This window comes from Rhodococcus sp. G6(2025), assembly GCF_058628105.1.
In genome coordinates, this window is sequence record NZ_CP179750.1 from 7,921,973 (window position 1) to 7,933,790 (window position 11,818).

Annotated in this window: 13 protein-coding genes and 1 pseudogene; 6 read left to right on the plus strand and 8 right to left on the minus strand. The window is 68.4% G+C overall.

The features are described from left to right. Position 1: 1 nt before the first annotated feature. From ACLIVD_RS36715 to leuS, 4 genes are all read right to left on the minus strand, one after another. A complete protein-coding gene (locus tag ACLIVD_RS36715; protein WP_283334668.1) occupies positions 2 to 457 on the minus strand; it encodes a DUF5994 family protein in 456 nt (151 codons plus the stop codon). After that, positions 454 to 963, minus strand: a complete 510-nt coding sequence (locus tag ACLIVD_RS36720; RefSeq protein ID WP_280783033.1) for a DUF5994 family protein — start codon at positions 961 to 963, stop codon at positions 454 to 456. The genes ACLIVD_RS36715 and ACLIVD_RS36720 overlap by 4 nt, the downstream gene beginning before the upstream one ends. Before the next feature lie 124 nt (positions 964 to 1,087). Then, a complete protein-coding gene (locus ACLIVD_RS36725) occupies positions 1,088 to 1,537 on the minus strand; it encodes a DUF5990 family protein (protein ID WP_491931684.1) in 450 nt (149 codons plus the stop codon). Between the two features lie 65 nt (positions 1,538 to 1,602). Continuing rightward, entirely contained in the window at positions 1,603 to 4,440 is a 2,838-nt protein-coding gene (gene leuS, locus ACLIVD_RS36730; protein ID WP_491931685.1) for a leucine--tRNA ligase, read from the minus strand. A gap of 115 nt (positions 4,441 to 4,555) precedes the next feature. Here leuS and ACLIVD_RS36735 point away from each other — a divergent pair, with 115 nt between their 5' ends. Continuing rightward, a complete protein-coding gene (locus ACLIVD_RS36735; protein ID WP_280783036.1) occupies positions 4,556 to 4,957 on the plus strand; it encodes an SdpI family protein in 402 nt (133 codons plus the stop codon). 22 nt (positions 4,958 to 4,979) lie between these two features. Then, positions 4,980 to 5,951, plus strand: a complete 972-nt coding sequence (locus tag ACLIVD_RS36740; protein ID WP_491931686.1) for a DUF1648 domain-containing protein — start codon at positions 4,980 to 4,982, stop codon at positions 5,949 to 5,951. A 32-nt stretch (positions 5,952 to 5,983) separates the two neighbouring features. Here ACLIVD_RS36740 and ACLIVD_RS36745 read toward each other — a convergent pair whose 3' ends face one another. Continuing rightward, positions 5,984 to 6,661, minus strand: a complete 678-nt coding sequence (locus ACLIVD_RS36745) for a FadR/GntR family transcriptional regulator (RefSeq protein ID WP_283352350.1) — start codon at positions 6,659 to 6,661, stop codon at positions 5,984 to 5,986. A gap of 68 nt (positions 6,662 to 6,729) precedes the next feature. On the opposite strand from ACLIVD_RS36745, the gene ACLIVD_RS36750 reads away from it, so the two are divergent. From ACLIVD_RS36750 to ACLIVD_RS36760, 3 genes and pseudogenes are all read left to right on the plus strand, one after another. Beyond that, entirely contained in the window at positions 6,730 to 8,013 is a 1,284-nt protein-coding gene (locus ACLIVD_RS36750; protein ID WP_491931688.1) for an MFS transporter, read from the plus strand. Then, a pseudogene (locus tag ACLIVD_RS36755) lies at positions 8,010 to 8,261 on the plus strand (bile acid:sodium symporter); the annotation flags it as partial. The gene ACLIVD_RS36750 and the pseudogene ACLIVD_RS36755, both read left to right, overlap by 4 nt. 61 nt (positions 8,262 to 8,322) lie before the next feature. Further along, on the plus strand, positions 8,323 to 9,105 hold the full coding sequence (locus ACLIVD_RS36760) for a Mut7-C RNAse domain-containing protein (protein WP_280783040.1): 783 nt from the start codon (positions 8,323 to 8,325) through the stop codon (positions 9,103 to 9,105). Here the strand turns inward: ACLIVD_RS36760 and ACLIVD_RS36765 are convergent. The 3 genes from ACLIVD_RS36765 to ACLIVD_RS36775 form a co-directional block, all read right to left on the minus strand. Further along, positions 9,093 to 9,269 (minus strand): hypothetical protein, encoded by a 177-nt coding sequence (locus ACLIVD_RS36765; RefSeq protein WP_174233816.1) that lies wholly within the window; start codon positions 9,267 to 9,269, stop codon positions 9,093 to 9,095. The genes ACLIVD_RS36760 and ACLIVD_RS36765 overlap by 13 nt on opposite strands. Before the next feature lie 85 nt (positions 9,270 to 9,354). Beyond that, entirely contained in the window at positions 9,355 to 9,960 is a 606-nt protein-coding gene (locus tag ACLIVD_RS36770; protein WP_009476712.1) for a YqgE/AlgH family protein, read from the minus strand. Between the two features lie 67 nt (positions 9,961 to 10,027). Next, entirely contained in the window at positions 10,028 to 10,723 is a 696-nt protein-coding gene (locus ACLIVD_RS36775) for a TetR/AcrR family transcriptional regulator (RefSeq protein WP_280783042.1), read from the minus strand. Positions 10,724 to 10,868: 145 nt separating this feature from the next. On the opposite strand from ACLIVD_RS36775, the gene ACLIVD_RS36780 reads away from it, so the two are divergent. Beyond that, entirely contained in the window at positions 10,869 to 11,810 is a 942-nt protein-coding gene (locus tag ACLIVD_RS36780) for an NAD-dependent epimerase/dehydratase family protein (protein ID WP_491931689.1), read from the plus strand. Positions 11,811 to 11,818 lie beyond the last annotated feature (8 nt).

The window sequence follows — 11,818 nt, forward strand, 5'->3', positions numbered from 1 at the left end:
ACTACTGGTCCGGAGCGAGACCCACAGCCCTCTTCATCGCCTCGAAAGCGTTGTCGGCGTCGGTATTGGGCCCGACGATCAAGATGTCGAGGCGACGTCCGTCGGTACCGAAGACGTACATGATGTCGGTCGGCTGATCCGGATCCGGGCCGGACACCTCGATGCCGTCCCGCCGGTCGATGCCGCGTTGCGAGATGCTCAGCGAGTTCCAATCGAAGGCGACGCGTTCGGTCGTTCCCACTCGATCCGTCAACGCGCTGATCAGGTCGTGCAGTTCGGTGGTCAGATTGGTGGTTCGGGGCCACCACGCCCCGTCGACGCCCTCCGACACCTCGCCGCGAGCGCGCAGGAGCAGCCTCGGGGTCCGGGTGGGTGCGTCGAAAGGCTGCCCACCGTCGGCCGGCCGAGAAAGTCCCAGCCCACGACCGGAATGCGTGATGTTGTCGTCGTGCGTCATCGTTCACGTCCCTTCGCGCTCGCGGTGCGGTCGAAGCCATCCCTGATGCCCGACATCAGCAACTCGTCGGCGGTCAGGGCACTGTTGGGGTTGGCGGCCGTATGCATCGTCGAGTCGGCATAGCGGGCATCGGCCTCGGGAGGCACCACCAGGAGCGTCAACCTCGTCCGCTTCAGACCGCTCACGTACAGGGTGTTGAGCGGCTGGTACTCGTAACCGTCGAGATGCACCGATCGTCCCGCGACCATGACCCGGCGCGGCGCAGGAAGCCAGGCCTTGAGGTCGTACACGACCCGATCGACCACACCCATCCGAACCGCCACCAGCGCAACCAGATCCGCAATCTCCACGGTCAGGTCACGGGACCGGGGCCACCAGGCGCCGTCCACCGTGCCGGCACCGGGCGCCTCCGGCTTCAACCGAAGCCGCGGCGACTGCGCCGGGCCGCCACGAGTATGGGCGCCGTGAAGACGACCGGGAAAGTTGCGATCCTGTTGTAGCGTCATGACGACGCTCCCGCCTCGGCCGCAAAGCGGCCGATATCTCTGTCGGCGGCGACGCGATCTCGGGCGTTCGCGTACGAAGTGCCGCCGATACCCTCACCCTACGCGCAGGGGGTACGGCGATCGGCTACGCCGACCACTCGACCAACGGCGGACGCACCGCCGCGCACAGCGGATTTCCCCGGGCGTCGGTGAGCCCGAGACGCGCCGTGATGCGGCCGGCAGCCGACGCCGCGGCCGCAGTCGCCGGATCCACCGCGTCCCACATCAACTTCGCCCGGCGGAACATGTCGAATCGGCCGTCGGCATCGAGCGTCCCCCACGACAGGTAGACGAACCGCGCGCCCGGCCGGCCCTGCACGTACGGTCCGGTGATGTCGAGACCCGTCGGCGTCGGGGTCGCCGTGCAGTCGAGAACCCAGCGCGCCGCGGTCGCGTCTCCCGACTGCAGACCGAGTAGGTCGCCGTGTGCACCGCGGCGTTGCACCGCCACGTGGATGTTGTCGTAGCCGGGGAAATTGGCTCCCGGCGGGCACGACGATCCGGGAAGGTCGGTTGCCTCGATCACGAGTTGCACCCATGTATCAAACCACCCGTGAGTACTTGTTAACCGCCGGTGGTTAATAAGTACTCACGGGTGCGTCAGCGCACTATGTTGACCATCTTGCCGGGAACGACGATCACCTTGCGGGGATCCTGGCCGTCGAGGAGCGCCACGATCTTGTCGTCGGCCAGCGCGATCTTCTCGATCTCCTCGCGCGGGGCGTCGGCGGCGACGGTCACGCGGCTGCGGACCTTGCCGTTGACCTGGATCGGGTACTCGACGGTGTCTTCCACCAGCCACTTCTCCTCGGCCACCGGGAACGGTCCGTGGGCCAGGGACTTCTCGTGCCCGAGCCGCGACCACAACTCCTCCGCGAGGTGCGGGGCCAGCGGTGCCAGCATCAGCACCAGCGGCTCCACCACCGAGCGGGGGGCACCGCCGGGGTACGCCTTGGTGAGGTGGTTGGTGTACTCGATCAGCTTGGCTGCCGCCGTGTTGTCGCGCAGGGCCGTGTAGTCCTCGCTCACACCGGCGATCGCCTTGTTCAGCGCGCGCAGCGTGTCCTCCGTCGGGGCATCGTCGGTGACGCGCACTGCACCGGACTCCTCGTCGACGACCACACGCCACGCACGCTGCAGGAAGCGCTGCGCACCGACGACGTCCTTGGTCGCCCACGGGCGGGACGTGTCCAGCGGGCCCATCGACATCTCGTACACGCGGAGCGTGTCGGCGCCGTACTCCTCGCAGATCTCGTCCGGCGACACGGAGTTCTTGAGGCTCTTGCCCATCTTCCCGTACTCGCGGTTGACCTCGATGCCCTGGTGGAAGAACTTGCCGTCCTTCTCCTCCACCTCGTCCGCGGGTACGTACACGCCGCGCGCATCGGTGTACGCGTACGCCTGGATGTAGCCCTGGTTGTACAGGCGGCGGTACGGCTCGCTCGAGGTGACGTAGCCGAGGTCGAACAGCACCTTGTGCCAGAACCGCGAGTACAGCAGGTGCAGCACCGCATGCTCGACACCGCCGACGTACAGGTCGACGCCGCCGGGATCGTTGGGTCCGTGGAGCTCCGGGCGCGGACCCGTCCAGTACCGCTCGTTCTCCTTGTCGCAGAACACGTCCGGGTTGGTGGGATCGATGTACCGCAGCTGGTACCAGGAGCTGCCGGCCCACTGCGGCATCACGTTGGTGTCGCGGCGGTACGTCTGCAGTCCGTCGCCGAGGTCGAGTTCGACGTTGACCCAGTCGACGGCCTTGGCCAGCGGGGGAGAGGGCTCCGAGGACGCGTCGTCCGGATCGAACGACACGGGTGCGTAGTCCTCGACCTCCGGGAGCTCCACCGGCAGAGACGATTCCGGCAGGGCGTGCGCGTTGCCCTCGGCGTCGTACACGATCGGGAACGGCTCGCCCCAGTACCGCTGGCGGGCGAACAGCCAGTCGCGCAGTTTGTACTGGATGGTGCCCTTGCCGGTGCCGTCCGCTTCCAGACGGTCGGTGATCGCCTTCTTGGCGTCGGCGACGCTCATCCCGTCGAGGAAATCGGAGTTCACGATTGTGCCGTCGCCGGTGTACGCGTCCTTGGTGAGGTCGCCGCCGGAGATGACCTCGACGATATCGAGACCGAACTCGGTCGCGAACTCGTAGTCGCGGTGGTCGTGACCCGGGACAGCCATGATGGCGCCCGTGCCGTAGCCGGTGAGGACGTAGTCGGCGATGAACACCGGCAGCTCGAGCCCGTTCACCGGGTTCACCGCGTAGGTACCGAGGAAGACGCCCGTCTTCTCCTTGTACTCCTGACGCTCGAGATCCGACTTGGCCGCGATCGACTTCCGGTACGCCGCAACCGCTTCGGCAGGCGTAGCGGCACCACCGGTCCAGCGCGAATCGACACCCTCGGGCCACTGGGCCGCGACGATGTCGTCCACCAGTTCGTGCTCCGGCGCCAGCGTCACGTACGTCGCGCCGAACAGCGTGTCCGGACGCGTCGTGAACACCTCGATCTCATGACCGTCCGCCTGGAACTTCACCTGCGCACCGTGCGAGCGCCCGATCCAGTTGCGCTGCATGGTCTTGACCTTCTCGGGCCAGTCCAGGTACTCCAGGTCGTCCACCAGACGGTCCGAGTACGCGGTGATGCGCATCATCCACTGCTGCAGGTGCTTACGGAACACGGGGAAGTTGCCGCGGTCGCTGCGACCGTCCGCGGTGACCTCTTCGTTCGCCAGCACCGTGCCCAGACCGGGGCACCAGTTGACCATCGAATCGGAGTGGTAGACGAGGCGGTAGGAGTCGAGGACGGCCTCCTTCTCGGACACGGACAGCGACGCCCAGTCCCGTCCGTCCTCCAGCGACCGCACGCCCGACACGAACTCGGCCTCGAGCTCCGAGATCCGCCGGGCCTTGCCCGCCTCCTTGTCGAACCACGCGTCGTGGATCTGCAGGAAGATCCACTGCGTCCAGTGGTAGAAGTCGGTGTCGGTGGTCGCGAATGTGCGGCGTTCGTCGTGGCCGAGCCCGAGGCGGCGCAGCTGCCGCTTCATGTTGACGATGTTGGCCTCGGTGGTGGTCCGCGGGTGCGTACCCGTCTGCACCGCGTACTGCTCGGCAGGCAGACCGAACGCGTCGTAGCCGAGGGTGTGCAGCACGTTGTGGCCCTGCATGCGGTGATAGCGGGCGAACACGTCGGTGGCGATGTAGCCGAGCGGGTGACCCACGTGCAGACCCGTCCCCGACGGGTAAGGGAACATGTCCTGCACGAACAACTTGTCCGCGGGAACGTCGCCGGCGAGGGGACCGACCGGGTTGGGCGCGTTGAACGTGCCCTCCTCGCTCCACCGGTCCTGCCAGCGCTGCTCGATCTGGCCGGCGAGCTCCGCGGTGTAGCGGTGCTGCGGGGTCGCGTCGGACGGGTTGGCGGGCTGCACGTGCTCGGTCACTGTGGTCGCTATCTACTTGGCTGACATTCTGAATTAGGGGGATACCGTCAACCAGGGTAGAGCCTCACCCCACCCGGGCTCACCTGCGCGTCCGGGTCCGCCGTATCCTGGTCTCGTGTTGATTGCCTCCGCCGTGCTGTTCGTGCTCGCCGTCGCTGTCTCCGGTGTCGCCGTTGCAGGCCTCGCCGAGCGCCTCCCGCGCAACCGGTGGGCGGGCGTCCGCACCCCCGAGACGATGCGCGACGATCAGACGTTTGCGCTGGCCAACAAGGTCGCAGGGCCCACCCTGCTCGCCGCGGCCGGGCTCCTCGTCATCGGCGGAATCGCCGCAATCCTGATCGGCGGAGTCTTCGGAATCGGTGCCGTCCTCGTCAGCGTCGTGGCCGCCGCTCTCACCGCGGCGACGGGCGGATCACTCGGTGCCCGTGCCGCCGCGGCGGTGCCCGCCGCCGACACCGGCGGGTGCGGCAGTTCCTGCGGTGCGTGCTCGCTGAAGGGCGCCTGCCAGCCGTCCTGACCGGCTGCCGACGGCCCGTCCATTGAAGTCCTCGCGCGTCGTCGACCCCGCAGGCGCAGTGTTCGGTCTCCTGCTGCCGGTCGTCGCCGCCCTGTTCGGGGTGATCCTGACGAAGGTCTGGGAACCGCGGCTTCCGGCGGAGATCGCCACCCACTGGACCACCACCTCGCCCGACGGCTTCTCCACCCCGATGTCCAGTGCCTGGACCTTTGCCCTGGTGACAGTCCTGTTCGGTGGCGGATGTGCCGCGATCGCCGCACTGGCCCAGGCGATGCTGATGATGCGCCGCACGATGCTCGTCGTCGGACTGTCCGTGGTCGGTCTGATCCTGACCGTGCAGGTGGTGCTGCTCTACGTCCAACTCGACGTCACCGACGTCTCGAGTACCGAACTTCCGTTGTGGTCGCTCGGCGTCGGTGTCGTGATCGGCGCGATTGTCGGCCTGCTCGGCGCCGCCCTGCTGCGCGACTACCGGCCCCGGGTGTCCGCCACCAGTCCTCCCGACCCCCGGTTGCCGCGCGCCGAAGACCCGGCGACGGTCGCGGACACGGTCGGTTTCGGCACCGTCGGCTCGCTGGTGCTGCTCCTGCTGCTCGGTGTCGCGCCCGCTGTCGCCGTCTGCCTGCTCGTCGACGGGTGGTGGCCGCTCACGGTGTTCTTTCCCGTCGGGCTGCTGATCGTGAGCCTGCTCCGCTTCCGGGTCATTGTCGATCCGTCCGGCATCCGGGTGGTGAACATGGGCATGACCGCCCTGCAGTACGGCATCGACGAGATCGAGGGCGCCCGCGTCGACGTGATCAAGCCGTTCGACGACTTCGGCGGCTGGGGACTCAAGGTGAAGGGCCGACGGAACTACGGCGTCGTGACGAGGACCGGTCCCGCCGTGATCGTCACGACCGCGTGCGGCGACCGGCTGACCGTCACCAGCGCACGGGCCGAAGAGCTGGCCGGTGCGCTCAACACGTTCGCCGACAGCCGGCTCCGCCACCCGTGAGTGGCCCGGGAGTGCAGGGACTCGCTAACCACTCACGGGCGGGACGCCTGGTGCACCGCGTCGAGCACGCGGTCGAGGTAGCCGAGGGCGGCCCGGACCGCGGCGTCCTCGTCGCGGGCGGCGATCGCGTCGATGACGGCGCGATGGTCGTCGGTGGTCAGCGACGGGGGGTGGACGCCTTCGGTGAAGTCGTAGGTGGCGCGGGTGGGTTCGAGGATCCCGGCGAACAGGTCGGACAGCACCGGATTGTGCGCGGCCTCCACGACCCCGAGGTGGAACGCGAGGTCGGCGTCCGCGAACCGGGACGGCTGATCCGTCGTTCGCTGCCGCTCGTCCAGTAGCGCGGACAGGGACCGCAGGTCGTCGTCGGTGCGGCGACCGCACGCGAGCCGGACGGCCTCCGTCTCGAGCGCCCGCCGGACCTCGAAGACGTTCAGCATCTCGGCGACCGCGACCTGCCGCCCGAGCAGCCCGCCGATGTCGGTGCGGGCCCGCACGAACGTCCCGGACCCGCGCCGGATCTCGAGGATGCCCGTCGACGTCAGGGTCTTGATGGCCTCGCGCACGGTGTTGCGCCCGACCCCGAGCAGCGTCATCAGTTCGGGTTCCGTCGGGATGCGCTCGCCCACCGTCCAGTCGCCCTGGGCGATCTGGCCACGCATCCAGTCCAGGGACTGCTGATACGCGGATTCGCGCCGAACCACTGTCATGTACTCATCCTCACACCTCGCTGGCTCGCGACTCACGACCGGCCCGCCTAAACTACGTAGGACGTCCCATGTATTCGGACAGCCCGAGGAGGCGACCCCACACGTCCACGTCAACCGCTCATGCCGACACCGTCCCGACCTCCACCGCCCGCACCACCAGCCGCCACTTCCACGGCCTGAACTACCTCCTCGTCGTGCTGCTCCTCGGCGCCAACATCCCCACGGCGCTGTACTCGCTCTACCGCCACGAGTTCGGATTCACTCCGCTGGTCCAGACGCTGATATTCGCCGTCTACGTCGCCGGACTGCTTCCCTCGCTGCTGTTCTTCGGCCCGCTGTCCGACGCACTCGGACGCCGTTTCGTGTTGCTGGCCGCCATCTCCTTCAGCCTGCTGGGCGCCGTGGTCCTCGCGTTCGCCGACTCGACCATCTGGCTGTTCTTCGGCCGAATCGCCCAGGGCATCGCCGTCGGTGCGTGTTCGGCCGCCGGATCCGCCGCCCTCATCGAGCACGAACCGGCCCGGAACCTCCGCCGCGCGGGTCTCGCCGCCACCCTCACCACCGCACTCGGTGCGTCGCTGGGCCCGCTGTTCGGCGGGGCCGTCGCGCAGTATCTCCCGCACGCCCTGGTCCTGCCGTACGTGCTGTTCGCGCTGGCTCTGCTGCCCGCGCTGATCATGGTGCTGCTGCTCCCCGCACCCACCGGCGGGCAGTCCCACCCCACCCAGTTGTTCCAGGTCCCGCACGTCCCCGCACCCATCCGCCAGGTGTTCTGGCTGTCCTCCCTCGGTGTCGCCCTGTCGTGGGGCGCCGTGGGCCTGTTCCAGTCGGTGGTCCCGACGTGGATCATCGGCCTGCTCGGCGTGGACAACCTCGTGGTCGCCGGCGGTGCCGCCGCACTGGTCATGATCTGCTCGGTGACAGCGCAACTCGTGGCCAACCGGCTCGGAACCGTGCTCTGCCGAACCCTGGGCATCGGTGCCGTCGGTGCAGGCATGATCGGGTTGCTCGTCGTCGACTTCGTGCCGTCCCTCGCCCTGCTGTGCGTCGTGACCGTCATCGTCGGTGTGGGGCACGGACTCTCGTTCGCCGGAGCGATGCGCGCGGTGGGTGCCGCCGCCGCGGAGCACGCCCCCGACGCCCAGGGCGGGACGCTCGCCGCGTTCTTCACCGTCGGCTACGTCGGTCTCGCCGCGCCGTCCATCTGCGCGGGCATCGCCATCACCGTCCAGGGCATGCACGTCGCCATCATCGAACTCGCGATCATCGGCGCCGTCCTGTGCGGCGTCCTCGCGGTGCTGAGCGTCCGCACGAAGGGTCGTGACCACGCCGTTCTACCCTTGACGCCGTGAAATTTCTCAGCCGGTTCCACCTCGACGGGTTCGTCCTCGGCATCGTCGCCGTGGCGATCCTGGGGAGTGTTTTCCCCGTGTCGGGGACCGGTCAGACCGTGCTCGAGTGGGCCACCCGGATCGCGATCGGCGTCCTGTTCCTGCTGTACGGCGCGCGGCTGTCGCCGCAGGAGGCGCTGAAGGGACTGAAGCACTGGCGGCTGCATTCCGTCGTGTTCGCCGCGACGTTCGTGCTCTTCCCGCTGATCCAGAAGTATTCGAGGCGCAGCCGCGAGGAGTCGGCCAGTACTGTGGCATGAGAGATGTGAAATGCCGATGCCCGAGCCACTTCGTCACTGCGAGTTCCGCTTCTACGAGGAGCTGAACGACTTTCTGCCGCCGGTACGGCGCAAGCACACGTTCGAGCACGAATTCGACGGCACCCCGTCGGTGAAGGACCGGATCGAGGCGCTGGGCGTCCCGCACACCGAGGTGGATCTGATCCTCGTCGACGAAGTGTCGGTCGATTTCGCGCACCTGCTGCGCGGCGGCGAACGGGTCGCCGTGTACCCGATGTTCGAACGACTCGAGCTGACCGGAGTCACGAAACTGCGTCCCCGACCGCTGCGCGACCCGACGTTCGTGCTCGACGTGCATCTCGGCCGACTCGCTCGCTACCTCCGCCTGCTGGGATTCGACACCCGCTACCGCAACGACTTCGCCGACCCGGAACTGGTGGACATCTCCCTGTCCGAGCATCGCATCGTCCTGACCCGGGACACCGGCCTACTCAAGAGGTCGGCGCTCACCCACGGCGCGTTCCTGCACGAAACGGACCCACGCAGGCAGTTGCGGGAAGTGCTGGACCGCTTCGACCTTCGGTCGCGAATCTCACCGTTCACGCGGTGCGCGCGGTGCAACGGCCTTCTCGCGCCCGTTCCCCGTGCCGAGGCGCTCGCCGAGGCACCACCGGGCGTCGCGGGCAACGAACACGAGTTCAGTCGGTGCCGGGACTGTGCGCAGCTGTACTGGCCGGGCAGCCATCTTCCGAAGCTGCGCCGACGCCTGTCGGAGGTCGGGGTGACGCTCGAGGTGGATTCTCAGGATGCGTGACGCAGCTGCTCGGCGAACTCCGCCGAGCACACGCAGTCGCCGAATTCGTCGCAGTCGATGATCAGTGCGTGCCGGACCTCGGACAACTCGACGCACGACTCGTCCGTGCACTCTGCTCCGTAGAGCGCGTGCACGATCAGTGTTCCGTGACAGGTGTCGATCACGTGTGCTGTCCTCCTCACTTCGTTCCCCACCTCTGTTGATACCACCCGTCCCCGACAGTCCAGGGACGTGCGCGGGGTGTGTCGGCTAGTTGCGCTCGACGTCGATCGGGTGAGTGGCGAGCAGGGCGAGGGGGAGCGGCTGCCGGCGCAGCACCTGCGCCCACACGTCGACCCGGGCGGGAGCGACCACGTCCGACGCGAGCGCCGAGATCACGATCCAGTCGTCGCGCTGGAGTTCGGAGTCGAGCTGGCCGTACGTCCAGCCGGAGTAGCCGGCGAAGATCCGGACACCCTCCACCAGCGGGGCGATGACCTCGGGGTCGGAGTCGAGATCCACCATCACCACGCGGCCGTGGACCCGGCGCAGACCCGCGACACCGTCGGCCTGCGCACCGGTGCGCAGTGTCGCCAGGCACAGTGCGGCGTCCCGTTTGACGGGGCCGCCGACGTACAGCGCGGAGGGGCGCGCGGCGAGCGGTGCCCACTGTGGCAGCACGTCGTGCACCGCGGTTTCGCTGGGACGGTTGATGACCACGCCGAGGCTGCCGGCGTCGTTGTGCTCGATCACATAGATCACGGTGCGACGGAATGCGGGTTCGACGAGATCTGTGGACGAGACCAACAGGCTGCCGGGCCGGACCACCGGTTCCGTCGACGCCGTTCGATCTTCGGGTTCTTCTGCGTGCGCCACCTGAACATCATCCCACCGCGGCGGACGCGATGTGACGGAGGACGCGACCTGCGTCCGGTTCGCCGCTTTACGCCGCGGGCAGCCCCGCCGTCTCGGCCAGAACCGCGAGGTGGTGCTCGAACAGTGCCCCCGGTGTGGTGAACGTGTCGGCTCCGTACTGCCCGAACACCTCGAAGTTCACCGCCCCGAACAGAGCCGACCAGACCAGCACGCCGCGGGCGAGCAGAGGGTCGGGGGTGGTGAGTCCGAGTTCGGCGCGGATGCGGTCGAGGTCTGCCGCGAGTTGGTCGTCGATGGGCGCCGCCGCGGCCGCCTCGAGCTTGCCCGCCCGGAACGCGGTGTCGAAGATTCCGACGAGGGCGTAGATCACCCGCGTCCCCGGAGTCGTGGTCTCCTCGCCGGGCGCGTGGTAGCCGGGAACCGGGCTGCCGAACAGCAATCCGTAGCGGGCGGGTTCGCGGAGCGCCCACTCGCGCACCGCTCGGCCGAGTGCCAGGAACTGTTCCCGCGGTTCGGCGGCGGACGCGACGGCTGCCTCCGCGGCATCGCCGAGTTCGTTGTATCCGTCGACGACGAGCAGCGTCAGCAGTTCGTCGCGGCTCTTGACGTACCGGTAGACGGCGGAGGACACGACGCCGAGGTCCCGCGCGACGGCCCGCAGCGACAGTGCCGCGGCGCCGACCGCGGCCAGCTGTTCGCGTCCGATCCTCGTGATGTCCTGCAACGTCTGTTCGCGGGCGCGCTCCCGTGGTGTTCCTGGCATGGGGTCCAGGGTGGCAATTTCAGAGAGCGGTGTCAACAAAGGAGAGCAGTGCTCTTGACAATGAGGTCGAGAGGGAGCATTCTCGAATCAGACAGAGAGCAGTGCTCTCGAATCTCCGAAATCGACTCACACAGCAGGAGCGGACATGTCGAACATCGAGATCGTCACCGGAGCAGGACCCGTCGGCTGGACCGTCGCCCTGCAGCTCGCCGAGCAAGGGCGCCAGGTGCGGGTCCTCACGCGGTCGGGCAGCGGCCCGGACCATCCCCTGATCGAGCGGCGGAAGGTCGACGTCTCCGACGCCGACGCACTGCGTGAGGCATTCGACGGAGCAGTCGCCGTCTACCACTGCATCCACGCCGCCTACAGCGCGGACGCGTGGGAGCGCGAACTCCCCGCCGCCGAGCAGACCGTGCTCGAGGCCGCAGGCCGCGTCGGCGCCGTCGTAGTGTTCCCCGAGAGCCTCTACTCCTACGACACGTCGCACCAGCCGATGACCGAGCACACGCCGCGGTCGGCCGACTCCGGCAAACGCGGCATCCGGACCCGGTTGCTGAAGGCCCGCGCCGAGTCCTCGACCCCCACCGTGAGCGTCGTCGCGTCCGACTTCTTCGGACCGCAGGTACTGAACGCGCACGCCGGCGAGCGCATGGTGCCCGTCGTCCTCGCGGGCAAGACGATGCGCGTCCTCGGTTCCGCCGACCTGCCCCACTCGTTCACGTACGTTCCCGACTTCGCGGCCGCGATGATCGTCGCCGCCCACGACCCCGCGCTGTGGAACTCGGTGCTGCACGCACCGACGGTCCCGGCCGTCACCCAGCGGCAGATGGTCGAGGCCTATGCGAAGGCCGCCGGGGTTCCCGCCCCGAAGGTGAGCACCCTGCCCGGCTGGGTGATCCGCGGCGGCGGGCTCGTGCACCAGGGGAGCCGCGAACTGGCCGAAATGCTGTACCAGTTCGAGGGGCCGTTCGTGATGGACTCGTCCGAGAGCGAGGCCCGGCTCGGGCTGACCCCGACCCCGCTGGACCGTGCCGCCGAGGAGACCGTCCGGTGGTGGCAGGACAGGTCGATCGCGGCCGCCGGATAGGGTCCTGT